The following is a 24,323-nucleotide window of genomic DNA, read 5'->3' as shown; positions in this document are numbered from 1 at the left end:
TTTATCCGTGCAGTACCACAGTAAAAACAACGCCCCGATCCCGTGGAAAACCTTCAGGCAGCGGAGAGCAGTCACGGGGATCGTGTACCAGAATCTTTCCGTGATGTGCACGAACGATTTCCTGTGCTGTGCATAAGCCCAGACCAAAGTGATCGTGGTCAGTATGTGCATGGTCCGTGCGATAAAAGCGTTCAAAAATATGCGCTTTTTCTTCCTCCGGAATGGAAGATCCGTCGTCTGCCACGGCAAAGATGGTGTGGTGCGCGGACTGAGACAAAAGCAGCAGGATTTTTCCCCCCTGTGGGGTATAAGACAGTGCATTGTCCATAAGAATGGACAGAACCTGTGTGATGCGCTCCGTATCCAGCGCGCAGTCACGGTAAGCCGCATCCCCAAGGGAAAACTGCAGGGAAATCCCCTTGGAAGCAGCCAGGTTTTCATATTTTTCATAGACACAAAGCAGCAGATCATCAGGGGCGGCATCGTTGATCTGTAAGGAAATTCCGCGGGCATCAGCGTTTGCAAGCAGCAGCATATCCGCAATCAGATGCTGCATGCGGAGTCCTTCCTGCCGGATCAGAGAGAGAAAATGATGCCGTTCCGTGGAAGATTCCGATTTTTCTACCGTTTCCAGCCCGGACAGCATTACAGTTAGGGGGGAACGGAGTTCATGAGAGGCAGCGGCAACAAATTGCTGCTGTTTTTTTTGTGAAATTTCCAGTGGCTGTACCATGCGTCCGGTAAAGAACCAGGAGAACAGAATCAGCAAAAGAAAGGTTATCAGATCGGCTGCAAATACTCCTATGGTCATATGCGCAATCTGGCCTGTCTGATGGGAAGTGTCGTAGAGAATCACAAAACGGATCTGTCCGTTTCCGCGCAGCAAATATCCGACAGAGGCATAGTAAGTTTCTTTTGCAGAAGAACGATAGGTCAGTTCTTTATGCGCAATCGTTTGTCCGTCTTTACCGATAAAGATATCTGTACCGCTTTTTTTCAGCACAGCGTTGCGCAGATCCTCCCAGTGGCTGTCCTGCAGACGGTCATAGTAGAGCGACTCCTGATTATCGTACAGGTAAATGGTGAAATGATGCTGTTCCTGCATTTGCTTTAACCACTGATGGGAGATATAATCCTGGCTCTGCAGACTGGCAATCACAGAAACCAGTTCTTTCTGAAAGGCGGTATATCCCGTCTGAACAATTGCCTTTCGCGCAAAAAGCAGACACACCACGCTGAGTGCCAGAAGAATTGCCCCTGTGATAACCGTGCAGAAAAAAGTCAGTTGCCGGTGTAATTTTTGAAACATCTTTTCCTCCCATGTGTTATTTGATACGGTATCCAATTCCCCGCACCGTCTCTATGGTTGCGTGGCTTCCCACTTGTTGTAAGCGTTTGCGCACAAAATGGATGTAGGTATCGAGATTGCTTTCTTCTACCGGGGCATCCGCACCCCATACGCGGGAAAGAAGCACCAGGCGTTGCAGGATCATCGAGGGGTTCTGCAAAAAAATCTCCAGAAGACGTCCTTCCCGCCCGGAAAGCTGTATCCCTCCTTTAGGCCCGGTCAGTTCCCGCAGCCGGCTGTCGTATGTAATATCTGCATAAGAAAACCGGTTGTTGTCATCGTATACATGATTGCGTCTGCCGATGGAGCGGATGCGCGCAGAAAGTTCTTCATACGCAAACGGTTTTACAAGGTAATCGTCTGCACCGCAGTCGAGTCCTTCCACACGGTCATACAGCTCTCCAAGGGCTGTGATCATAATGACAGGAGTGGAAATGCCTTTGCTTCGGGCTTTTTGCAGAACAAGAAGTCCGTTCATGGTGGGCAGCATGCGATCCAGAAGAATCAGGTCATAAGCATCCTGCAAAACCAGATCCAGCCCGTCGCGTCCATCCATGCAGATCTCTACTGTGTGGTGTTCTTTTTCCAATTGAAAGCACAGCATTTCACATAAATTTTTATCATCTTCTATCAGCAGAATTTTCATTTGATTTCCCCGTTGTTATTCTTGAATTGTCCTTAGTATAGCAGATTTATCTTAAAGAAATCTTTAAATGTACCGGAAAATTAAAGATTCCCTTAAAGAAAATTTAAAGAAAGCTCTGCTACACTTAACACAAAAGCAAAGAAAGAGTCGTGGGAAGGAGAAACAAAGAGATGAAAATCAGAAAAAAAATTTCCCTGTTGCTGATGGCATGTGTTACGGCAGCCGGATTGCTGGCCGGTTGTGGTCTGAACGGGGAAGACAGTCAGAAAAATACAGAAGGTTTTGCATCTACGCAGAGTGGCAAAGGCCGTTTTGTGGAAAGTGAAATCACTTTGCCGGAGAACATACGGATTGTGAATGCCGTAGGAAAAAGCAAGGGAGAAGAATTGACGCTGATTGGCGGGGATGGAGATAAGAAACTTTTTCTGGCACATTCCAACGATCAGGGAAAGACCTGGTCACAGACGAAGCTTGGTCAACTGGACAATTATGTATCGGCTGTAAATGGGGAAGACGGATCTGCAGTGGTGTTTGGTTATAACAAAAAGTCCGGAATGCAGCGGGTGGCCGCAGATGGAAAAATAACGAAAGTCAATCTACCGCTTCCGGAATATAAGGGCAGCGGCAATGATACGGAAAATTTTATTACATCAGCAGTCTTTGCAGGGAATAAATTGTTTGTGACGGACTTAAACTGGGTGGTTTATGAAGTAAATCCAAAGACCGGGGAGATGCGCGAAATTTTACAGAACATTTCAGAAGATGTGACTCGTCTGCTTGCGGCCGGAAAGACATTTGGACTTGTCACAGACAAAGGAATCCAGTTTGTGGATGCAGAAAGTGGAACGCTTGCCGAGAATATGCAAAACGATAACGTGCTGCAGGAGGCAATGAACAAAGTCAGTGAATCACACAATATAAATAGCAGCAGTATTGCAATGACAATGGGAGATTCTGAGGATGAATTGTATTATGTCAATCATGAGGGACTGTTTTATCATAAAATTGGTGGAAGTACGACGGAACAGCTGATGAACGGTGAGCTTACCAGTCTTGGGGACAGGAGCATTGATTTTCAGGCATTGTATAAATATGATGATAAAAACTATATGGTTTTTGCGGTCGATTCGCAGGAAACACGGCATTGTTATCGTTATACATATGATGCAGAGGTTTCGGCAGTACCGGAAAATCAGATTACCGTATATGCACTGGAAGATACCAATGCGCTGCAGCAGGTGATTACGGCATATCAGAAAGCGTATCCGGATGTGGTAGTTAAAAAAACAATTGGCATTTCCGGAGAAGATGGGGTGACAGCAGAAGATGCTGTCAAATCATTAAATACAGAAATGCTGGCGGGGAAAGGACCGGATGTGCTGGTGCTTGATGGACTCCCAACCGAAAGTTATAAAGAAAAAGGAGTGCTTGCAGATCTTAGCAGCTATGTAAAAGCTGCAGATAAAAAGGAAGGGCTTTTTACAAATATTACGGATGCTTATGCAGGCAATGGAAAGATTTATCAGATTCCGGTACGCTTTTACTGTACCATTGTGGAGGGAGATCAGGAGGTAACAGATTCCGGCATAAATTTAAAAGATCTGGAGAAATATGCAAAAACGCTTCATTCCGGACAGGAAAAAGTGTTTGGCAACTGGGGACCGCTGACGACACTTGGAATTCTTTATCGTGCGGACAGTGCCTCGTGGAAAACAAAAACAGGTGTGGATCAGGAGAAACTCAAGCAGTTTCTGGAAACCGCAAAAACATTGTATGATGCGGATGGATATACAGAGAAAGATCGGATTACCGATGAAATCGCAAACAGTTTCGCAGAGGGGAGTTTGATCGGAATGAGCACAGCTGCGGCACTGTTTCGGCTCACAGGAGGGGGACAGATTGCGGTCGGATCGCTGACAAGTGTTAATGATGTGCAGCAGCTTTATGGAATCGAGAGCCGCTACAAAGGCACATTTACCTTGTTTGATACAAAGGAGCATAAGGCATTTGTCCCATTTTTAAGTCTTGGTCTGGCACAAAAAAGTGCAGATAACAAAAACGCACAGGCATTTATTAAGATGGCCATTTCTGCAAAAGGACAAAAACAGATAACAGAAGGCTTTTCCATCAATCGCACGGCTTTTGATGTCGAGTGTAAAAACAGTCAGGAAAGCAAGATGGGAAGCAGCGCATCGGATGGAAGTTATGACATCAGCTATGAGGTAAAGAAAATTTCTGAAAAACAGCAGGAGAAACTGACTAAAATGCTGGAAAGGCTTGATGCACCATCGTGGAATGACCGTGTGGTGTGGGATCTGGTGCTAAGTGAAGGAAAGAAGTATTTACAGGGAACGCAGTCACTGGAAGATACGCTTTCTGCCATCAGGAAGAAAGTGCAGCTGTATGAGGCGGAGTAAGTGGACGGGATTGTCATTTTTACTTCCCGGTTTCTGTGGAGTGGCGGTTTTTTCTCTCCTGCCGTTTATGGATGTGATCCGCCGCTCCTTTGTGCAGGCGGTCAGTGGCAGATTCTGCGGACTCGAAAATTACCGCATTGTGTTACATAACCGTGCATTTTTGCTTGCCGTAAAAAATGCGCTGCGGTTTCTTCTGGTATGTCTGCCACTATTGCTGGGGATTTCCTTAGTGCTTGCCTTTCTGTTGCATGCATGGCAGATGGCATTTCATCAAAAGCTGCGTCTGCTCAAAGCTGCATATCTGGTGCCTATGGCAATTCCGGCGGCATCGCTTGTGCTGCTCTGGAAACTGATGTTTGACAAACATGGTTTTGTCAACGGTATCCTGCATTTGTGCGGAATCCATGCGGTTGACTGGATGAACACTGGTGCAGCGTTTTTTGTGCTGGTGTTCAGCTATATCTGGAAAAATCTGGGTTATACAATGGTTCTCTGGCTTGCAGGACTTTGCTCGATATCCCCGGATCTGTATGAGGCGGCAGAGATGGATGGTGCAGGAAGAATGACGCAGTTTTTTAAGATTACGCTGCCCCTGATCCGACCGCTGATTTTTACCATTGTGGTTCTTTCGTTTCTGAACTCTTTTAAGGTGTTCCGGGAGGCCTATCTTGTGGCAGGAAATTATCCGCAGGAAGATATGTATCTCCTGCAGCACCTGTTCAATAACTGGTTTACGGATCTGTCTGTGGATAAAATGGCGGCGGGAAGCGTACTTCTTGCACTGGTCATTACAGTATTTGTCCTGCTGCTTCAGAAATTGTGGGAGACAAATGAATGAAAAAAGCGATAGTCATTACGATTCTTGTTTTATTTGGAGCCCTTACCGCGGCACCGCTTGTCTTTCTTGTTTGCGGAAGTCTGATGGGAAGCGGGGAACTGGCGGAATATCTTGCACCGGTTCTGGAGAGTACAAAGGGATATGCGCGCTGGAGACTGTTTCCATTGTATCCGACGCTGCGAAATCTGGTGGAGCTTTGTTTCGATTCTCCAGAATTTTTTCAGATGTTCTGGAATACGATGAAGATTACGGTAGGAATACTTGCCGGACAGCTGGTATTTGGCCTGCCATCGGCATGGGGGCTGGCACGTTATCCGATTCCCGGGAAACGTTTTTTATACTTCTTATATATTCTGCTTATGATGTTACCGTTTCAGGTGACAATGCTCTCGCAATATCTGGTGCTCAATCGGTTGCATCTGATGGATACGACATGGGCAGTCATTGTGCCGGGGGTGTTTTCTACCTTTTCGGTATTTCTTATGTACCGCTTTTTCTGCGGAATACCGGAAGAACTGCTGGAAGCAGCAAGGATCGACGGTGCCGGGGAATGGAAGATTTTTTGGGCGATAGGGGTGCCACTTGGCTCCTCCGGAATTTTCTCGGCACTGGTGCTGCAGTTCCTGGAGTGTTTCAGTATGATGGAGCAGCCGCTGGTGTTTCTGCAGACTAAAAAACTGTGGCCGCTTTCGCTGTATCTGCCGGAGATCAAAGAGGGACAGACGGGGTTTGCACTGTGTTGTTCTCTGGTGGCACTGCTTCCGGCGCTTTGCGTATTTGGCATGGGGCAGCAGTACCTGGAACTAGGCATTACAGCAGCGGCAGTAAAAGAATAGAATGGGTGATTATGAAATAGAAAATGCAAAGGAGGAAATACATGGGAAAACCCACAAAAATATTTATCGTGTTGCTGGGAATCATGCTTTTGTTTACAGTGATTTCCCGTTCGGCAGCATCTTTTACCGTTGCGCAGGTGCGCATTGAGCAGCCACAGGCGCGTAAGATTGAGCATAAAGTGACCGGGGACGGTACAGTGGAAAAACTGCTGGATCAGGCAGTGTATGCCCCGGCGGATATTCTGGTGGCAAAAGTGAATGTACGTAAAGGACAAAACGTAAAAAAGGGACAGACGCTTGCAGTGCTTGACATGGACAGCCTGAAAGATAAAATCCGGACGTTTTCTGATGACATTGAAATACTGCAGCTGCAAAATGACGCGCTGCTCTCTGCCGAGGCAAAGAAAAACAGTGACCGGAACCAGGCGGTTATCCGTGCCAAAGAGGATTACAGGGATACGGTCAGAAACAATGCGGATGCCGTCAGGGACGCAAAGAAAGATGTAAAAGATACGAAAACCAGATTGCGCAGGGAGCAGGCGCAGGCATATGAAAAAAAGCTGGAAGAATTACAGACAGCGGTCAAAGAGGCAAAAAAGACGTATGATGATGCCCTGGAACAGCAGAAAACCGAAGTGCAGCAGGCGAAACGCGCCATAGAGGATGCTGCAAAAACTCCGGAAACTGATTATTCCAATACCATCACACAGATAGAGATCAACCAGAAACAGCGTAAACTGGATGCTGCGCAAAAAAAGCTGGATGCTCTCACAAAGCAAAAAGACGGGATACAAAAATCCATGGATCGTCTGAATGCGCAGAAAGCACAATTAGAAAAAGCATTTGCGCAGGAGAAAGACGAAGCACAGAAGCAGAATTTAAAAACAGGGATTGCATCACTGGAAAGCCAGATTTCTGCGCTGACGGCACAGTGGAATTCCTGTTCTGATCAGTGGGAAAATCAGTACAACACGGTGCAGGATTTAAAAGATGAGCTTGCAACCGAAAAACTCCGGCAGCAGGCAAAGAAAAACGAAGCATCCCGTCAGGAAGCAGACCGCAGACAGACGCTTGCCCGTGCGCAGGAGGACTATGAAAATGTTGTGAGCAAATATGAAAAGCTTGTCAGCGAGGCGGAACAGAAATGGAAGGAATCCAAATGCACCTTGCAGGCATTTGTACAGGGGGAAGACGAAGAACCACAGGACACTTCTGCGGCAGAGAATGCGAAAAAAGCGGTAAAGACTGCACAAAAACAGCAGAAACAGCAGGATAAGGAAGCAAAACGTGCACTTGCGGATGCTGCGGAAATAGAAGCAAAAGACAATAGTGCAGAAATCAATGCGGTCACAATTACGCAAAAACAACAGCAGCTTGCAACATTGCAGAAAGTGAAAGCGTCCAGAGGAAAAGTAAAGGCACAGATGAGCGGTGTTGTAAGCAGTGTACAGCTTACAGTGGGAGAAAAAACAACGGACACGGCGGCCTTTCTGCTGGCAGATACTTCCGGTGGACTGCGTTTTACCACACAGGTCAGCAGGGAAGATGCCGTATATGTGGACTCCGGTGATACGGTTGCATTAAAAGCAGGGGATCGGACATGGGAGGACATGACGGTTCTTTCTACGGAAACGGAAGAAGACCATACTGTAAAAGTTACGGTGTATGTGCCGAAAAAAACAATTTCCCTGGGGGCAAATGCAAGTATGGAGTTGTGTAAAACTTCGGAAGAATATTCTGTCACGCTGCCAATCACCGCCATACACAGCGAAAAAGACAAATATTTTGTATACACGATGGAAAAAGCGGATACGGTGCTTGGAGGAGCGTATGTGGCAAAGAAAACAAATGTGACAATTGCTGAGAAAAATGGAGAATATGCGGCAATGAAAGATGGCGATCTGTCATCGGGAGATGCTGTGATTGTGGATTCCGATGCGATCCTTTCGGCAGGAGAAAACGTTCGCCTGCAGGAATCATGAGGCGTCTGATTGCGTTGTTTCTGGTGGGAGGATGTCTGTTTACAGCGGTTCTTTTTGCCATGGGAGCGGCGCGTGCAGAAAAGTGTGCAGATGCTGTGTGGCAGAATCCGGTTCTTTATCTGGAGAAACCGATTTCTGCGGAGGACGCACAGAACATCGCAGAAAGCGCAGTATTTACGGCATGGGGGGAAACTGCTGACCAGACAGTGACGGATCCGGATCTCGGAAAAAGTGTGCAGACAAACGTGGTGTGGCTGTATGGTTCCTCCGAATGGATATTGCCGGCATCTGCGGTGCTGCCGGCAGATGACGGGAAAGGATGTCTGATTGGAAAAAATACAGCGTGGAAATTGTTTGGTAGTACCAGTGTAACCGGACTGCAGATCTGTGTGGATCATCAGACGCGTACCATCCGCGGTGTTGTGCAGCAGCCGGGAAACGGTGTGTATCTGCAGGGGAAAGATCAGAAAAAGAAAGTGTTTTGCCGTCTGACGCTGGCAAGTGATAAAATGGAGGAAGCACAAAATTTTCTGTTGCAATATGGTCTGACAGGACATGTGCTGCGTATGGATTATTTACGCAGCTGGCAGACACTGTCAGAACTGGTTCCAGGCAGGTGGTCAGATTTTTCCGGGTGGAAAGAAAATGTTCAGACGAGAAAACAACAGTTGCGCCAGATTGCAAAAATGCGCAAAACGGGAATTGAATATTATTACGAGACACAGTGCAGGAGATATAAAGCAGACCGGTGTGGGATGTTTGTCTGTCTGGCAGGGAGCATTTTTGTGGGATATCAATATACCCACCGCAAAAAGCGATGGGTATCGTAACCGGTTTATTTGCCCCGTGATGCAAAAAAGTCATCAATTGCCGCGTGCAGTTTCTGAGGATTCATGCTCTTTAATAAATAACCATTACTTTTACGCTGACAGCCTTCTTTAAAAGCTCCGGGCTTGTGCAGATCAGGTAACCACTTGGTTTTTCCGAGATGACAATGCTGCTGGCTTCTGCTATCGTTACAATTTTTACTTTGACATTTTGTTTTTCAAAAGCACTTTCTAATGATTGTGCGAGATAACTTTGTTCCTCCATCAGGATGAGAAATGGGCTTTTTATTTCGTGCATAATGTCTCTCCTTCTATTGTAATAAATTGACCATTGTATCAGTTAATTTCATAATTTCTTCCATTTCCACATCTGCAACGCAGACCCGCAGCTGTTCCATCAGGTCTTTGAGCTTATCAGGTGTCTGAAACGTATCCATGGTTTCCATGGCATGATCCACGCCATCCATGTCAAACTGTTCTACACACTGATGCATCTGCTCAAGAACGGTAATCCAGTCATCAGAAGAAACTTCCTTTTTGCTGCTTTCGTTATCTTCCACATAAGGACGCAGGAGGGACTTAAGACTTCGGTACATGGCAAGCATCGGTCCTGTTTTTTCTTCAAGTGCAGCAAGATTTTGTGCATTTCCATACATTTCCAGTTCCTTTGCAGCTTCGGACAGACCGGGGGCACCGATCAGCAATGCGGAACTTTTTAATGCGTGGACTTCAATCGTATAATCCTTTATTAATTGTTCCTTTAGACATTGTTCAATCTTTTTGGATTTGCTGTCGATGGTGTTGTAAAAAATCTGTATGATCTGTTTTAATGCTTCCTCCGATCCGCAGTAGGGCAGACCGTTTTCGAAGCGGAATCAGGGGTTTCAGAATATGAAAAAATAGATCTGCAGGCATATGAAAAACAGGCGGATAAGCTGGTAAAACAGCTAAAGAAATATCAGAAAGATTATGAGTATGTAACATTTGAATCCAATATTCATGGGGATCTGCGAAAAACAGATGTGGAAAAAATCCGGAAATCCTTAGAAACCGGGACTTAATAAAATTTTTAGAAATTTTATTAGCACTCATACTTGACGAGTGCTAATAACGTGCTATAATAGGGACATAAACAAAGAACAAAACGTTTACAGGAGGAAATGACTTATGTACGATTTATTTGATACATTTTTTAACCCATGGTATGACGATAGTGAATATAACAAGAAAGCCCCGAAGCAGCAGGCATCGCAAAACACACAGAATCTGATGAAGACAGATATCAGAGAACTGGCAGACGGATATGAGCTGCAGATGGAACTGCCTGGTTATAAGAAAGAAGAAGTGCAGGCAGCATTGCACAAAGGCTATCTGACGATCAGTGCAGCCAAGAGTGCAGAAGAGACCGTGGAAGGTAAGTATCTGCGCCGCGAGCGTTATACCGGAAGCTGCCAGAGATCATTCTATGTGGGCGAGTATCTCCGTCAGGAAGATATCCGGGCAAGTTTCCAGAACGGTATTCTTACCCTGTTTGTTCCAAAGGAAGATAAGACAAAGACAGAAGAAAAGAAATATATTACTATTGCGTAATCCTTTATAAATATCCCCTGATTTTTGAGCCGTTGCAGGTATTTTTCCTGCAGCGGCTTTTTTCGCGTCACAATTCTTTTTTTCCGAAGAAACAAAACTTTATATGCAGGTATAGAGGCAAGTGGCAATGATTGATGTTGCTTAATGATGAAAAAGGCAATATAATAAATGGATTGAGATGAAATGACACAGGAAAAAGAGAGAATTTTATGTTTACAAACGATACGATTTTTTATAAAAAACTCTGGAGTCTTATGCTTCCGATGATGCTGCAGAACCTGATGCTGGCACTGGTTGCCGTGGCAGATGCGTTTATGCTCGGAGGGATGGACCAGAATTACATGTCGGCAGTTTCACTTGCCACGCAGATTCAGTTTATCCAGAATATGCTTCTTTCTGCTGCAACCGGAGGATTGGCGATTCTCGGGGCACAGTACTGGGGCAGGGGCAATATCAAAACGGTGGATGATATTTTCTGTATGGCACTGCGGCTTTGTGGTCTGGTGTCGATTGCATTTTTCATTGCCTGTATCTGTTTCCCACAGTATCTGATGCTGTTTTTTACGGATGAACCGGTATTGATCGGTTATGGCGTGCAGTATCTGCGGATTGCCGGATTTTCTTATCTGCTTACAGGAATTTCCCAATGCTATCTGGTGGTTATGAAAATCAGTGAGCACGCATTGACAACGGCACTGATCAGTTCTGCTACGGTAGGGATCAATATTGCACTGAATGCCATTTTGATCTACGGAAAACTGGGTATTACCCCGATGGGTGTCCGGGGTGCAGCAACAGCGACATTAAGCGCAAGGATGATAGAACTGGCCTGTTGTATCCTGATTTCCAGCCGTCCGGGCTACATCCGTCCGTATCTGACCCGTCTGTTTCAAAGAAACCGGGAACTGGCACGGGATTTCCGGAAATGCGCAATGCCGATTCTCGGTGCGTCCCTGTTCTGGGGAGTCGGATTTACTTCGTATTCTTCTTTTATGGGACATCTGGGAGTAGACGCGGCCGCTGCCAATTCTGTGGCGGCGGTTGTCCGTGATATCATCTGCTGCCTGAGTGCCGGAATTTCCGGTGCGGCGGGGATTATGGTCGGAAATGAGCTTGGTGCCGGCAACCTAAAACGGGGGAAATTATATGGTACGCGGATGATGAAGATTTCCTTTGTGTGCGGAGTTGCCATGATGGTTCTCATGGGAATTTCGGCACCGTTTATTTTGCATTTTGTCAAACTGACACCGCAGGCAGCCGTATATTTAAAGGGAATGTTTGTTGTGCTCTGCGTCTATATGATTGGCCGCTCCGTCAACGAAATTACCATCAATGGCGTGTTTGGTTCCGGCGGTGATACAATGTTTGATGTGTACAGCCTTGCCGTAACAATGTGGGGAATCGCGATTCCACTTGCTGCGCTTGGAACTTACCGGTTCCACTGGCCGGTGATTGTCGTATACGCGTGTACCTGTATTGATGAGGTTGGAAAAATTCCGTGGACGCTCTATCATTTTCGGAAATATAAGTGGGTGAAGGATCTGACGCATACGGGGATGGAGCAGAAAGAAAAATCATAAATTTATAAAAAATCAGCTGGTCGTATCCCTGCGGATCAGTACCGGTGTAATCTGTTTATGGATCGGTTCCGAAAGAGGAACCGGTCTTCTTTTTTTGCGTTCTTCCATCTGCTGTACCAGAAGTTCTATTGCGGTTTTGGCGATCAGGTCGATCTGCTGTCCGACCGTTGTGATAGGCAGAATTGCCTCGCTTGCAATCGGGGAATTGTCAAATCCGACCAGTTCATAACTGTCAGGAAAGCATCCGTATTTTTGGAAAATCAGGTTTAAAAACATATTTGCATAGGTATCATTGGCGAGGAAAATCCCCTTTTTTTTGCATGGATACTTCTCATCAATATCAGAGAAAATGTGCTTCATTTGTGCAAAAATGTCCTGATAAGAATCCCCTATTACATTTAAATTCAGTTCATAAGGAACGTGATATTCCTGACAGGTATCTTCAAAGGCACGGATACGGTCATAGGCAGGGATGGACTTTGGAACATCCGCATTAACGTGAATCAGTACATCGCATTTGTCTCGGATCAGAAGCGTTGCCGCCTGGAGCGCACCCATATAATTGTCGCTGGTTACGCCACAGATATGTTCAGCTTCGCGCTCAATGGCAATGACAGGGATCTGGTAAGAAGCCAGTTTTTCGGAAGAAAGAGTGTGACTTAACACGATCAGGCCCTCAATCTGGTATGCCATCAGTTCATCAATGTACTGTTCCTCCTCGGACGGTCCGTTGTCGCTGACGAATACGAGAAATTTATAATGAAAATCGCGGTAGCTGGAAAGAATCTGTGTAAGCATTTCCGAATAATAGTGCAGATAAAGGTTCGGAATAATGATTCCGATAAATTCACTCTTTCCATTGGCAAGAACCTTTGCAAGCTTATTCTTTTTGTAACCCAGAGTATCAAGAGCCTGTGAAATTTTCTCCTGATTTTCAAGCGTCAGGGAGTCCGGATGATTAAAATATCTGGAAATGGTTGTCTTTGAAAAATTCGTATATGCTGCAATATCTGCAAATGTTACCTGTTTCTTTCCCATCTGAAAGCTGTCTCCTTTATCTGTTTTATCCATAGTATAACAACCGGAAAGAAAAATAGCAATGAAAAAATAACTAGTTACGTAATCGGTTACTTTAATAAATAAAAGTGTTGACATATCGGAAACTTTGTAGTACTATCAGAATATAAAGTAACCGGTTACTTTACCGGTTACACCAAAGCAGAACGAGTAATACGATGAAAAGGGAGGAGCAATCGCATGAAAAAACTGGCAAAACAAGTCGGCTCTGCGAAAAAACAAACCATGGGGAGTAAGCTGTCTTATATAAAGAAAAACTGGCAGCTGTATGTTTTTTTCCTGATGCCGGCACTGTTACTCACAATCATATTCAAGTATCTTCCGATGGGAGGACTTCTGATTGCATTTGAGGATTACAATGTCATTAAAGGAGTTTTGGGAAGCCCGTGGGTGGGGCTGGAATATTTCCGGAGATTTTTATCATCACCGGATTTTATGAACTACCTGCTGAACACATTAAAGCTGAGTATCTTTGGACTTCTCTGGAGTTTTCCGATACCAATTATTCTGGCACTTTTACTGAACCGTATCCGCAAGGCGGGGATTAAGAAAAAAATCTAGCTGCTGATCTATGCACCGAATTTTATTTCCGTCATCGTGCTCTGTGGTATGGTGCGTATGTTTTTATCTCCGGTAGGACCGTTAAACCGCCTGTTGGGGATGAATACAAACTGGATGACCATGCCGTCCGCATTCCGTACCATTTATATTGCAAGCGGAATCTGGCAGGGAGCAGGCTGGGCATCCATCATGTATACTGCAGCATTATCCAATGCAAGCAAGGAACTGGAAGAGGCAGCCATTGTGGACGGTGCAAATCTTTTGCAGCAGATCTGGTATGTGGAACTTCCGGCAATCAAGGATATTATCGTGATCCAGTTTATTTTACAGGCCGGAAACATTATGAGCATCGGCTTTGAAAAGGCATATGCCCTGCAGACAGATATGAACTTACCGGCTTCTGAAATTTTATCAACCTATGTATACCGGATTGGTCTTTTGAATGGCGATTACGGTTATTCTACGGCAGTGGGACTGTTTAATTCGGTGATCAATGTGATCCTGCTTATATTTGTGAACTGGGTGGTAAAAAAATTAAACGATGGAGAAGGATTATAGGAGGAACGTGAAATGGAAACAGTTAGTAAAATGAAATATTCACGGACAGACCGGCTGGTGCTTGGAATCGGTTATGCCATTCTTGGACTGTTTGTTCTTTCAATTGTTGTTCCGCTGGTCTATGTTGTTTTAGCATCTTTTATGGACCCGACGGTATTGAATAATCAGGGACTGAGTTTTCACATCAAAGACTGGACACTGGATGCATACCGGCGTGTGCTGGAAAACGGAATGATCTGGCGCGGATTTTTAAATTCGTTTTTGTATTCACTGGCATTTGCGGCAATTTCCGTATTTGTCACATTGTTAGCAGCGTATCCGATGTCGAAAAAAGAATTTGTCGGAAGAAAATTTTTTAACGTGATTTTTCTGATTACCATGTTTTTCGGCGGTGGAATGATCCCGACGTTTATTTTGATCAATCAGCTTCATATGGTAAATACCGTGTGGGCAATTCTCATTCCGGGAGCATTTAATGTCTGGAATATGATTCTGGCAAGAACGTACTATCAGTCCATTCCAAAAGAACTGCGGGAGGCATCCGCAATTGACGGGGCAAATGAGATCCAGCATTTCTTCCAGATTATGATGCCGGTGTGCAAACCGATTATCGCGGTGCTGGCACTGTGGTCTTTTGTCGGTATGTGGAACAGTTATTTTGATGCGATGATTTACTTAAATGATGCAAACTTACAGCCACTGCAGCTGGTTCTGCGTTCCATTCTGGTACAGAATACACCGCAGCCGGGCATGATCGCGGACATTCAGAGTACCGCGGAGATGGCAAAAGTTGCCGAACAGTTAAAATACGCAACAATTGTAGTATCAAGTTTACCATTGCTTATTATGTATCCATTTTTCCAGAAATACTTTGACAAAGGTGTTATGGTTGGATCGGTAAAAGGTTAAGCAGAAAGGACAGGTACAGATATGTGGAAGAGAAAAATTAAAAAATGTCTGGCACTCGGACTGGCATTTGCTATGATGACCGGTGTGGCAGGATGCGGAAAAGAGCAGCATCTGGAGGCAGAGATCAATCCGGATATACCGGTTTCAGAAGTACAGTTTCCACTGAAAGAACAGGCAGAATTATCATTTATCACAAGTGCTCCGGCAACCTCTACGCAGAATCCGAACGAGCGGATTATTTTTAAGAGACTCGAAAAACAGACGAATGTACATATTGACTGGACCTGTTTTGTGGCAGACCAGTTTTCCGATAAAAAGAATCTGGCACTGGCACAGTTTGGAAACCTTCCGGATGGTTTGTTTAATGCAGGAATGAGCGATTATGATCTGCTTCGTTATGCAAAGCAGGGAATTATTATTCCGCTGGAAAATCTGATTGACAAATATATGCCAAACCTTCAGGCGGTCTTTGAGAAATATCCGGAATACCGGACGATGTGTACCGCACCGGACGGACATATTTATTCATTTCCGTGGATTGAGCAGCTTGGCGCAGGGAAAGAAGCCATTCAGGCAATCGGGGATATTCCTTATATCAATAAAAAGTGGCTGGATTATCTGGGACTGGATATTCCAACGACAACCGATGAACTGGAACAGGTGCTGATTGCGTTCCGGGATCATGCGGATGATCTGAAAAAACAGTTTGATATCGAGGGAGATGTGATTCCGATGTCATTTATCATCAACAATGGCGATCAGGATCCGGCGATTCTCATCAACGGATTTGGCGAAGGATATGGAGATACGGGCGATCATTTTGCCGTAAAAGATGACGGAACCGTGATTTATACGACCGTGCAGGAAGGTTACAAAGAAGGCATCGAATGGCTGCATAAGCTGGTAACAGAGGATCTTGTAGATCCGGAGGCATTTACGCAGGAGTGGTCAACCTATGTGGCAAAAGGTAAAAATCACCGTTACGGTCTCTGCTTTACCTGGGATATTGCAAATATTGACAATAATACCGATTATGTGATGCTTCCGGCACTGACCGGTCCGGAGGGAGCCAGAAATATCACAAGACAGAATAACAGTGAAACAAGTGGTTTTGACAGAGGCCGCTGTGTGCTTACATCCAGCTGTCGGAACACGGCACTGGCGGCAGCTTGGATTGATCAGATGTATGCGCCGCTTCAGTCCCCGCAGAATAACTGGGGAAGTTATGGGGAAAAGGATTCGTTTAATATTTTTGAACTGTCCACAAATAAAGATGGCGGTGAAATGTTGAAGCATCTGGATCTGGGCGACCAGTCACCGGTAGAGGTACGTGAGGCGCAGTCTGTCAACGGTCCGCTTGCAGTTCTCAATGAGTATTATGATGTGTATGTCACACAGCCGGCGGATGCTAAATGGCGTCTGGACAATATGCATGAAACATATCTGAAGGATATGAAAAGCAAGTATGTATATCCGAATGTGTTTATGAGTATTGACGATACCAATAAAGTATCCCAGTATGATACCGATATTAAAAAATATGCGGAGCAGAAAAAAGCAGACTGGATTTTAAATGGCGGAATCGACAAAGAGTGGGATTCCTATTTAAAGAAAATGGAGAAATACGGGCTTTCCGATTATCTGGCAATCAAACAGAAATATTTCGATCAGTATCAGGAGTCATTGAAAGAAGAAAAATAAACAGGAGAATTTGTATGAGTGAGATGTTAAAAAAAGCGAGAGCATATGAGGCAGAAAAAGCAGCACAGACCGATAAAAATACCAGACCGTTGTTTCATATCTCGGCACCTGCCGGATGGATCAATGATCCGAACGGTTTTTCCGTTTACGATGGAAAAATCCATCTGTTCTACCAGTATTATCCATATGCAAGGGAGTGGGGACCGATGCACTGGGGGCACAGTGTGACAACGGATATGATAAGCTGGGAACAGCTTCCGGCAGCACTTGCACCGGATCAGGACTATGACCGGAACGGATGTTTTTCCGGAAGTGCTATTGAAGCGGATAACAAACATGTGCTGGTCTATACCGGTGTCACAAAGATTACACTGCCGGACGGCAGGGAAGAGGAACGACAGAACCAGTGCATCGCATTCGGGGATGGCAGGGATTATGTAAAGTATGAAAACAACCCGGTTGTGACCGGGGAGATGCTGCCGGAAAACTGTAGCCGGATTGATTTCCGTGACCCGAAAATCTGGAAGGAAGAGGACACCTATTATCTGATTGTCGGAAGCAAGGATAACAGGCAGATCGGACAGGTCGTGCTCTGTTCCAGCAAAGATTTAAAAGAATGGAAATTTGAGACCGTTCTTGCGGCAAACAGTACCGGAAAAGTCGGAACGATGTGGGAATGTCCGGACTTTTTCCCACTGGGAGATAAACATGTACTGATCTGTTCCCCACAGAATATGAAAGCGGAAAAATACGAATTCCACAATGGAAATAATTCTGTTTATTTTCTTGGAAATTACGATAAAAATTCGCATATATTTGAAAAAGAAGAACCGCATACGATTGACTACGGACTGGACTTTTATGCACCTCAGACCACACTTCTCCCGGATGGGCGGCGTGTGATGATTGCATGGATGAAGTCATGGGATGCCTGTGTGGTGCCGGATACGCAGGACTGGCAGGGCATGATGACTCTTCCGCGGGAACTGGAAGTAAAAGACGGACAGATCTGGCAGCAGCCGGTTCGGGAGATTGCGCAGTATCATAAGAATCCGTGCCATTATGAGCATGCAGAGATTGATGGTGAGACAGCACTTTCCGGCATTTGCGGACGGACGATGGATCTGACTGTTACAATGGATGAACAGGATTTTAACGTTTTTTCCATACAGCTTGCCGCAGATGAGGAATACGAGACAAGTTTTACTTATCATAAGGGAACAGGAATATTGGAGATTGACCGCACATACTGTGGTGTGACAAAAGATGTGGTCTGCGTGCGCAAAATTAAAATTGCAGATCCAAAAGGACTTAAAAAAATGCGGTTTATTCTGGACCGTCAGTCCATTGAGCTTTTTATCAATGACGGGCAGCAGGTGGCAACAACGGCGGTTTGTACCCCTTTGGAGGCAGAGGGAATCCGGTTTTTCAGCGATAAAAAGATGTATATTACGGTCGAAAAGTATGATATTATATTATAAAAAGTAACAGGAGGAAGAGAACATGGACGTAGTGGCTTTGGGGGAACTGCTCATTGATTTTACCGAAAACGGAGTCAGCGGGCAGGGCAATCCGCTGTTTGAGGCAAATCCGGGAGGCGCACCGTGCAATGTGCTGGCAATGCTGTCGCGCCTGGGACATAAGACGGCTTTTATCGGAAAAGTAGGAAACGATTTTTTCGGAAAGCAGCTGGAAGATGCGATCACGGAAGTCGGTATTGATGCAGCCGGACTTTTAAAGGATGACAAGGTGCACACGACGCTGGCACTGGTACATACGTATCCGGATGGAGACCGGGATTTTTCCTTTTACCGTAATCCTGGTGCGGACATGATGCTGACGGAAGAAGAACTGCCGGAGGAAATAATCCGTGGAGCAAAAATCTTTCATTTTGGAACGTTGTCCATGACGCATCCGGGTGTCCGCGCAGCAACGAAAAAAGCGATCGCGGTCGCAAAAGAAGCAGGTGCACTCATTTCCTTTGATCCGAATATCCGCAAACCGCTCTGGGACTCCATGGAAGATGCCAGGGAACAGGTGTTATATGGTCTGGGACAGTGTGATATTTTAAAAATATCGGATAATGAAATCCAGTGGCTGACGGGGAAAGAAGATTATACGGATGGAGTCCGCTGGATACGGGAACGCTATCCGGTTCCGCTCATACTGGTTTCCATGGGAAAAGAGGGAAGCCGGGCGTATTATAAAGACAGAATTGTGGAGGCAAAGCCGTTTCTTCAGCCAAATACGATTGAGACGACCGGTGCGGGAGATACGTTCTGTGCGTGTGTTCTGCATTATGTGCTGGAGCATGGACTGGAGGGGCTTGAAGAGAAAAATTTGAAAGAGATGCTTCGTTTTGCCAATGCGGCGGCTTCTCTGATCACGACGCGCAAAGGCGCGCTCCGCGTGATGCCGGAGAAAGAAGAAATTGAAAAAATGCTATAAGAAATGGGATGGGAGGGCAGTGCCCTCCCGTTTCTTACAAAGAAAATGGTTCTATCTTACATGTATGAATCCTGCTTTTGGTATCGTAATTGATTCCGACCAGTAAAAGGTTTCCATGATACTCTTTCAGGCTTTCACAATATTGTTTTTGTTTAATCTGCGTGATTGCGCCCTGTGCACTATGATCCCATTTTAATTCGATAACAAGTGCTGGTTTATCCGGAAACTTCTTCCGTGGAAGAAATACCATATCCGCAAATCCCTTACCGCCGGCAAATTCCCTGTGTATCGTATAGAAATTGCGTGCGGCATAGAGTGCCAGTGAAACCGTATAACTTAACGCATTTTCATCATTATACTGGATATGTGATGTCTCAAAATGCGCCTGCTGAATCCCAAGTGCTACCTGTTCTGGCCTTCCCTGCCAGATTGCCTGCAGGGTGTCTGCTGAATTTTTCAGGGCTTTAGAGATTTCGCCCCAGTCGGATACGGAAACACTGTTAACGTATTCTTCACGCACTTCATTGTTTGGTATTTTTACGGTTTTGTTTTCGTAGTCATAGCTAAGATAGCCCAGATGGATTAAAAGAGTCAACACATCATCTTCGGTGCGAAAGGTTGTCATATCATTGGTAAAACTTCCGGTATTGACAGGAACGGATTCCCCGGCTATCATACTGAGAACATCATCTTTTAATCCTTCAAAATTCATATCGATATAAATCTGCAGGGCTTCAAATGTTTCTGTCTGGTTCCAGTAATTTCCAATTTTCCCAAAACGCATGCAGCTTACAACAGACCTCGGATTATAGATGGATGGTATTTTTTCAAAAGAGTATCCATTATACCATGCTTTTATTTCATCCAGATCCATATGATAATCTGTACAAAGGGCAGCGACTTCCAGTTCGGTAAAGCCGACATAGGATGCAAGAGGTCCCGGATTTATCATGGAAAATTCATCAAACATATTTAAAGCGGAATGGGTTCCGTATTTTTTGATCGGAAGAATTCCTGTCATATAAGCGAGTGCAATACAGGACTTATCTTTTAGCATATCCCTCAAAAAATCCAGATAGATTTCCTGGGCTTCTTTATCCTGTTTGTATTCCCGGAAAATACAGTCCCATTCATCAATGATTACGACAAAAGGACAGTTAGTTTCCTGATATACATCCTGCATGGATTCAATAAGATCTGTATCATCAAAATAATCAACATTCGGGTATTCCCGTTTTAAATCCCGCAGTACCAGCCGTTTCATGCGATCAAGCAGTTCATAGATGTTTTTCGTCCGGCTTAAAAATTCCTGCATATTTAAAAACAGGGTGTTGTATTTATTACGATAGGTGTCAAAATCCAGATTCCGGGCAATTTTATATGGGGAAAAGAGTTCTTTTGCATCACAGCCACGGCTGTAGTAGGCAGCAATCATGCTGGCGGTTATTGATTTCCCAAAACGGCGGGGACGGCTGATACATATATATTTCTGCAGAGTCTGTAAGACAGAATTTGTATAGGTCAATAATTCTGTCTTATCCACGTAGATATCAGAATGTGTAATTTCGTAAAATTTTTTTCCATCCTGGTTTAAATAATTTCCCATGCAGTACCCTCCTCTAATTACACGTTTGCCCGTGTAAATGTATCATATCACAGGAATGCCTGCAGACTCAACTATTTCCGCAGAAACAGCACACTTACATACTATTATGCGATTAAATATACAAAAATAACAGGATTATGTAAATTATAATCTGATATTCTCTTGGAAAATCTGGAAAATACCAGTATAATTTTCTTAAATGAAGAACGGAGAAGGAAATCATGATTAATCGGGAAGACATGCTCGAACTGACACGGCGCATGACTCCGGCGCGGTCACACATTGACCGGATCGCCGGTGCATATTATGATGCAGAAGGATATATAGATGGTACATTCAACACGCATTTTTTAAAACTTTCCACAGCAGAAAAAACGAAAAATCTGGAACTGGCGAAGGCAGTTTTACAGGCAGAGACCAACAAACAGCTGAAGGATTACCGGATTCCGGAAACCGCAAGAAAACCGGGAAGTATCTGGCAGCTTCTGGATGGAATCAAAGAGTCCGGGCTGCAGAACGATGCGTTTTTGGATCTGCTTTATGAAATGATCGGGGAACGTGTTGCACCGGGAAAAGAAAGTTATTGTTTTTTGTTTCATGGAATGTATGATGTTCCAGTGAAAGGAACCGATAAGGAATGGCAGGAAGGTTCCGAGGAAGTATACAATTATCTTCTGTGTGCCGTGGGACCGCTTGAGGGAGAATATGAGCCGGGGCTGCCAGAAGCAGGATTTTTATATCCGGCATTCCGGCAGAGAAGTACGGCATGTAATTATATAAATCTGTATGAAACAGCTGCTTATCAGAACCTGTGGAATCTGTTATGGAAATAGAAACTACATACGGAAACATTTTTGAAGTTCTTTATATTCACCGAGAACAAGCAATGTGGTACCAGACTGGAATACGGTATTTGGAGAAATTGCCATATTAATTTTGCTGTCTTCCCGGATGGCAACAATATTGATTCCGAATTTTTTCCGGATATCCAGTTGACCGATTGTTTTGGAAATCCAGTTTTCTGGAACTTCCACTTCAAAAATTGCATGTGCCTCATCCACCTGAATATAATCGCGTATGTGATCGGCAGTATACCGGATAGCAGCCCACTCTGCAATCTGTTTTTCCGGATAAACAACTTCGTCTGCACCGTTTCGCAGAAGAAATTTTTTCTGTACATCCCGTTCTGCACGCGATACAACCGTTTTTGCACCGAGTTCCTTGAGCAGGGAAGTAGTTTCAAGGGAATTCTGGAAATTTCCACCTATCGTTACCATACACACATCAAAATTACCAATGCCAAGGGATTTTAAAAAATCGGCATTGGTACTGTCACCGATCTGAGCATTGGTGACAAACGGAAGAACCTCATTGACACGTTCTTCGTTGTTGTCGACTGCCATCACTTCGTGACCAAGATTGTTCAGCTGTATGGCAACATGTCTTCCAAATCTTCCTAATCCAATTAATAATATATTTTTCATGGTATTTTCAACTCCTTTTTAACCAACTGTTATCTTTTCGAGCGGCAGTTTTACTCCGTTTTGTTTTATGGAAATTGCCGCATAAATTAAGGTAAGCCCACCGACTCTGCCGAAAAACATCAGAAGGATCAGAATCAGCTGGGACGGGATGCCGAGAGTTGGTGTAATTCCAAGTGTAAGTCCGACGGTTCCGACAGCGGATGCCGTTTCAAACAGGCAGTCCAGAAGCGGAAGGTGTTCGATGGAACTGATGGCAATCCCTCCAATAAAGAACAAAATGATATATAAAGCGACGATGGTGGCCGCATTTTTAATGGCATGACTGTCAAGCCGCCGACCGAAAATTTCAATGTCCTCTTTCTGGCAGAACGTGGCAACCATATTTAAAATAAGGACTGCAAAAGTTGTTGTTTTCATGCCGCCGGCAGTAGAGCCGGGAGATCCTCCGATCAGCATCAGCAGAATCATAACAGATTTTGATGTCGGTGTCATTGCTGTAAGATCTGCGGTATTAAAACCGGCAGTTCTTGTTGTTACAGACTGAAACGTGGAGGCCAGCAGTCTGGTGCCGGTTGATGAACCCGTAAAATCCACAACAAAAAAGAATACGGCCGGAATTATAATAAGTAAAGCCGATGTCCAGAGAATGACTTTGCTCTGTACGCGATAACGTCTGATATGCCATTTATGGGTGCAGATATCGTCCCACGTCAGAAAGCCGATGCCACCAATTATGATCAAAAGCATAATTACGAGGTTGATCAGTGGGTTTGCGATGTATCTGCCCAGAGATACAAACGGCTGGCTGGAAGTTCCCAGAAGGTCAAAACCGGCATTGCAAAATGCAGATACAGAGTGAAAGGCTGCCATCCAGATGCCTTTGATGCCATAATCATGGAAGAAAACCGGAAGCATGGCAGTCATGCCGAGCAATTCAATAAACAATGTACCCTGTACGCTGAATTTGGTCAGGCGGACAATACCGCCGATTTTCGGTGCAGAAATTGCATCCTGCATTGTACTGCGCTGCATGAGCGAAATTTTCCGTCCGGATAAAATGGCAAAGGAAACAGCAACGGTGATGACACCCAGCCCGCCGGTCTGGATCAGCAGCAAAATAACTGCCTGACCAAAAGAAGACCAGTAACTGCCGGTGTCCTGTACAACAAGCCCTGTGACACATACCGCTGAAACAGAGGTGAATAGTGCCTCATGAAAAGGAGTCTGTGTTCCGGAAACCGAAGAGACCGGAAGCATCAGCAGCAGTGCGCCGACAAAAATGACAGCGGCAAAGCCCAGTACAATTAATTTAAAGGAGGAAAGTCTTTTCTTCCTGTGAACCACTTTTGACATATGTTTAGATTTCTCCTGTATTTATTCTACGTATTATAACATCATCTACATAATAACGCATTTGTGAGGATATACGAATTTACAGTAAAATTTTTGTAAACTATTATGCGTTTGTATCAAAATGCGAAAACAATGGTGGGATCTGTAAGAATTGCAGTTGTAAATATATAATAACGGGGATCAGAATTTGTATGGAAGATGTGGAAAAAAGAATGGTATCAGAAACTCAAAAGGATACATGTTGATTATTTACAGAATAGAGAGAAAGTTCATCACCTTGTTGTGAAAAATTATATAAACTTATATAGGGTGTAGGAAGTTGTATGAGCAATGCATTTTTTAAAACTTTCCACAGAAGAAAAAACGAAAAATCTGGAACTGGCGAAGGCAGTTTTACAGGCAGAGACCAACAAACAGCTGAAGGATTACCGGATTCCGGCAGAGAAGTACGGCATGCGAATATATAAATCTGTACGAAAAAATTAAAATATGGGACATATGTGGGAAAAAGTTATGAAAAGATCCTGCGAGAAACAGGGGAGTGGACATATGTAAAAAAATT

At 44.6% G+C, this 24,323-nt stretch carries 21 protein-coding genes and 1 pseudogene; 14 read left to right on the top strand and 8 right to left on the bottom strand.

What is annotated here, in order from left to right; translation table 11 throughout:
• Position 1: 1 nt before the first annotated feature.
• Entirely contained in the window at positions 2-1,309 is a 1,308-nt protein-coding gene (locus M72_RS04810; RefSeq protein ID WP_055067390.1) for a sensor histidine kinase, read from the bottom strand.
• A gap of 16 nt (positions 1,310-1,325) precedes the next feature.
• On the bottom strand, positions 1,326-1,994 hold the full coding sequence (locus M72_RS04805; RefSeq protein ID WP_055067389.1) for a response regulator transcription factor: 669 nt from the start codon (positions 1,992-1,994) through the stop codon (positions 1,326-1,328).
• A gap of 170 nt (positions 1,995-2,164) precedes the next feature.
• Between M72_RS04805 and M72_RS04800 the strand changes: the two genes are divergently transcribed.
• From M72_RS04800 to M72_RS04780, 5 genes are read left to right on the top strand one after another with little or no spacing between them, the layout of a single operon-like run.
• The gene (locus M72_RS04800; RefSeq protein WP_055067388.1) at positions 2,165-4,411 is read left to right on the top strand and encodes an ABC transporter substrate-binding protein; all 2,247 of its coding nucleotides are present in this window, start codon (positions 2,165-2,167) and stop codon (positions 4,409-4,411) included.
• Positions 4,398-5,249, top strand: a complete 852-nt coding sequence (locus M72_RS04795) for a carbohydrate ABC transporter permease (protein ID WP_055067387.1) — start codon at positions 4,398-4,400, stop codon at positions 5,247-5,249. The genes M72_RS04800 and M72_RS04795 overlap by 14 nt, the downstream gene beginning before the upstream one ends.
• Positions 5,246-6,085: a carbohydrate ABC transporter permease gene (locus tag M72_RS04790; protein ID WP_055067386.1), complete on the top strand. Its 840-nt coding sequence runs from the start codon at positions 5,246-5,248 to the stop codon at positions 6,083-6,085. Before M72_RS04795 ends, M72_RS04790 begins: the two co-directional genes overlap by 4 nt.
• Positions 6,086-6,126: 41 nt before the next feature.
• Positions 6,127-8,067: a biotin/lipoyl-binding protein gene (locus M72_RS04785; RefSeq protein ID WP_055067385.1), complete on the top strand. Its 1,941-nt coding sequence runs from the start codon at positions 6,127-6,129 to the stop codon at positions 8,065-8,067.
• A complete protein-coding gene (locus tag M72_RS04780) occupies positions 8,064-8,897 on the top strand; it encodes a hypothetical protein (protein ID WP_055067384.1) in 834 nt (277 codons plus the stop codon). The genes M72_RS04785 and M72_RS04780 overlap by 4 nt, the downstream gene beginning before the upstream one ends.
• Positions 8,898-8,967: 70 nt before the next feature.
• Here the strand turns inward: M72_RS04780 and M72_RS04775 are convergent, their stop codons facing one another.
• Both M72_RS04775 and M72_RS04770 read right to left on the bottom strand, forming a co-directional pair.
• Positions 8,968-9,192: a hypothetical protein gene (locus tag M72_RS04775; RefSeq protein ID WP_055067383.1), complete on the bottom strand. Its 225-nt coding sequence runs from the start codon at positions 9,190-9,192 to the stop codon at positions 8,968-8,970.
• A 13-nt stretch (positions 9,193-9,205) separates the two neighbouring features.
• Entirely contained in the window at positions 9,206-9,706 is a 501-nt protein-coding gene (locus M72_RS04770; protein ID WP_261291792.1) for an Hpt domain-containing protein, read from the bottom strand.
• A gap of 355 nt (positions 9,707-10,061) precedes the next feature.
• Between M72_RS04770 and M72_RS04765 the strand changes: the two genes are divergently transcribed.
• Both M72_RS04765 and M72_RS04760 read left to right on the top strand, forming a co-directional pair.
• Positions 10,062-10,484 (top strand): Hsp20/alpha crystallin family protein, encoded by a 423-nt coding sequence (locus tag M72_RS04765; RefSeq protein WP_022045555.1) that lies wholly within the window; start codon positions 10,062-10,064, stop codon positions 10,482-10,484.
• Positions 10,485-10,693: 209 nt separating this feature from the next.
• Entirely contained in the window at positions 10,694-12,064 is a 1,371-nt protein-coding gene (locus M72_RS04760) for an MATE family efflux transporter (RefSeq protein ID WP_055067381.1), read from the top strand.
• Between the two features lie 12 nt (positions 12,065-12,076).
• On the opposite strand, the gene M72_RS04755 is transcribed toward M72_RS04760, so the two are convergent.
• Complete coding sequence (locus M72_RS04755) at positions 12,077-13,102, bottom strand: LacI family DNA-binding transcriptional regulator (RefSeq protein WP_022045553.1); 1,026 nt, start codon at positions 13,100-13,102, stop codon at positions 12,077-12,079.
• A 219-nt stretch (positions 13,103-13,321) separates the two neighbouring features.
• Between M72_RS04755 and M72_RS18045 the strand changes: the two are divergent.
• From M72_RS18045 to M72_RS04730, 5 genes and pseudogenes are all read left to right on the top strand, one after another.
• Positions 13,322-14,260: pseudogene (locus M72_RS18045) on the top strand (ABC transporter permease).
• A 12-nt stretch (positions 14,261-14,272) separates the two neighbouring features.
• A complete protein-coding gene (locus tag M72_RS04745) occupies positions 14,273-15,169 on the top strand; it encodes a carbohydrate ABC transporter permease (protein WP_022045551.1) in 897 nt (298 codons plus the stop codon).
• Positions 15,170-15,190: 21 nt separating this feature from the next.
• Positions 15,191-16,870: a type 2 periplasmic-binding domain-containing protein gene (locus M72_RS04740; RefSeq protein WP_055067380.1), complete on the top strand. Its 1,680-nt coding sequence runs from the start codon at positions 15,191-15,193 to the stop codon at positions 16,868-16,870.
• A 14-nt stretch (positions 16,871-16,884) separates the two neighbouring features.
• Complete coding sequence (locus tag M72_RS04735) at positions 16,885-18,351, top strand: glycoside hydrolase family 32 protein (RefSeq protein ID WP_055067379.1); 1,467 nt, start codon at positions 16,885-16,887, stop codon at positions 18,349-18,351.
• Positions 18,352-18,373: 22 nt separating this feature from the next.
• Positions 18,374-19,318 carry a carbohydrate kinase family protein gene (locus M72_RS04730; RefSeq protein WP_055067378.1) on the top strand — a complete coding sequence of 315 codons (945 nt, stop codon included), beginning with the start codon at positions 18,374-18,376 and terminating at the stop codon, positions 19,316-19,318.
• Between the two features lie 34 nt (positions 19,319-19,352).
• Here M72_RS04730 and M72_RS04725 read toward each other — a convergent pair whose 3' ends face one another.
• Positions 19,353-20,924 (bottom strand): AAA family ATPase, encoded by a 1,572-nt coding sequence (locus M72_RS04725; RefSeq protein ID WP_055067377.1) that lies wholly within the window; start codon positions 20,922-20,924, stop codon positions 19,353-19,355.
• A 221-nt stretch (positions 20,925-21,145) separates the two neighbouring features.
• Here M72_RS04725 and M72_RS04720 point away from each other — a divergent pair, with 221 nt between their 5' ends.
• On the top strand, positions 21,146-21,757 hold the full coding sequence (locus tag M72_RS04720) for a DUF4317 family protein (protein WP_055067376.1): 612 nt from the start codon (positions 21,146-21,148) through the stop codon (positions 21,755-21,757).
• Between the two features lie 3 nt (positions 21,758-21,760).
• On the opposite strand, the gene M72_RS04715 is transcribed toward M72_RS04720, so the two are convergent.
• Positions 21,761-22,408 carry a potassium channel family protein gene (locus tag M72_RS04715; protein ID WP_055067375.1) on the bottom strand — a complete coding sequence of 216 codons (648 nt, stop codon included), beginning with the start codon at positions 22,406-22,408 and terminating at the stop codon, positions 21,761-21,763.
• Positions 22,409-22,426: 18 nt separating this feature from the next.
• Positions 22,427-23,761: a TrkH family potassium uptake protein gene (locus tag M72_RS04710; RefSeq protein ID WP_055067374.1), complete on the bottom strand. Its 1,335-nt coding sequence runs from the start codon at positions 23,759-23,761 to the stop codon at positions 22,427-22,429.
• Between the two features lie 330 nt (positions 23,762-24,091).
• Between M72_RS04710 and M72_RS17070 the strand changes: the two genes are divergently transcribed.
• A complete protein-coding gene (locus M72_RS17070) occupies positions 24,092-24,247 on the top strand; it encodes a hypothetical protein (RefSeq protein WP_155175889.1) in 156 nt (51 codons plus the stop codon).
• The last annotated feature ends 76 nt before the right edge of the window (positions 24,248-24,323 follow it).

Source organism: Roseburia faecis (genome assembly GCF_001406815.1).
GTDB classification, from domain to species: domain Bacteria; phylum Bacillota; class Clostridia; order Lachnospirales; family Lachnospiraceae; genus Roseburia; species Roseburia faecis.
The sequence above is the reverse complement of the archived record's forward strand: the minus strand, read 5'-3'. Positions and strand labels throughout refer to the sequence as shown.

Bases quoted from the DNA above. Each gene is read 5' to 3' on its own strand.
- M72_RS04810 (WP_055067390.1), bottom strand. From the start codon at position 1,309: ATGTTTCAAAAATTACACCGGCAACTGACTTTTTTCTGCACGGTTATC.
- M72_RS04805 (WP_055067389.1), bottom strand. From the start codon at position 1,994: ATGAAAATTCTGCTGATAGAAGATGATAAAAATTTATGTGAAATGCTG.
- M72_RS04800 (WP_055067388.1), top strand. From the start codon at position 2,165: ATGAAAATCAGAAAAAAAATTTCCCTGTTGCTGATGGCATGTGTTACG.
- M72_RS04795 (WP_055067387.1), top strand. From the start codon at position 4,398: ATGAGGCGGAGTAAGTGGACGGGATTGTCATTTTTACTTCCCGGTTTC.
- M72_RS04790 (WP_055067386.1), top strand. From the start codon at position 5,246: ATGAAAAAAGCGATAGTCATTACGATTCTTGTTTTATTTGGAGCCCTT.
- M72_RS04785 (WP_055067385.1), top strand. From the start codon at position 6,127: ATGGGAAAACCCACAAAAATATTTATCGTGTTGCTGGGAATCATGCTT.
- M72_RS04780 (WP_055067384.1), top strand. From the start codon at position 8,064: ATGAGGCGTCTGATTGCGTTGTTTCTGGTGGGAGGATGTCTGTTTACA.
- M72_RS04775 (WP_055067383.1), bottom strand. From the start codon at position 9,192: ATGCACGAAATAAAAAGCCCATTTCTCATCCTGATGGAGGAACAAAGT.
- M72_RS04765 (WP_022045555.1), top strand. From the start codon at position 10,062: ATGTACGATTTATTTGATACATTTTTTAACCCATGGTATGACGATAGT.
- M72_RS04760 (WP_055067381.1), top strand. From the start codon at position 10,694: ATGTTTACAAACGATACGATTTTTTATAAAAAACTCTGGAGTCTTATG.
- M72_RS04755 (WP_022045553.1), bottom strand. From the start codon at position 13,102: ATGGGAAAGAAACAGGTAACATTTGCAGATATTGCAGCATATACGAAT.
- M72_RS04745 (WP_022045551.1), top strand. From the start codon at position 14,273: ATGGAAACAGTTAGTAAAATGAAATATTCACGGACAGACCGGCTGGTG.
- M72_RS04740 (WP_055067380.1), top strand. From the start codon at position 15,191: ATGTGGAAGAGAAAAATTAAAAAATGTCTGGCACTCGGACTGGCATTT.
- M72_RS04735 (WP_055067379.1), top strand. From the start codon at position 16,885: ATGAGTGAGATGTTAAAAAAAGCGAGAGCATATGAGGCAGAAAAAGCA.
- M72_RS04730 (WP_055067378.1), top strand. From the start codon at position 18,374: ATGGACGTAGTGGCTTTGGGGGAACTGCTCATTGATTTTACCGAAAAC.
- M72_RS04725 (WP_055067377.1), bottom strand. From the start codon at position 20,924: ATGGGAAATTATTTAAACCAGGATGGAAAAAAATTTTACGAAATTACA.
- M72_RS04720 (WP_055067376.1), top strand. From the start codon at position 21,146: ATGATTAATCGGGAAGACATGCTCGAACTGACACGGCGCATGACTCCG.
- M72_RS04715 (WP_055067375.1), bottom strand. From the start codon at position 22,408: ATGAAAAATATATTATTAATTGGATTAGGAAGATTTGGAAGACATGTT.
- M72_RS04710 (WP_055067374.1), bottom strand. From the start codon at position 23,761: ATGTCAAAAGTGGTTCACAGGAAGAAAAGACTTTCCTCCTTTAAATTA.
- M72_RS17070 (WP_155175889.1), top strand. From the start codon at position 24,092: ATGCATTTTTTAAAACTTTCCACAGAAGAAAAAACGAAAAATCTGGAA.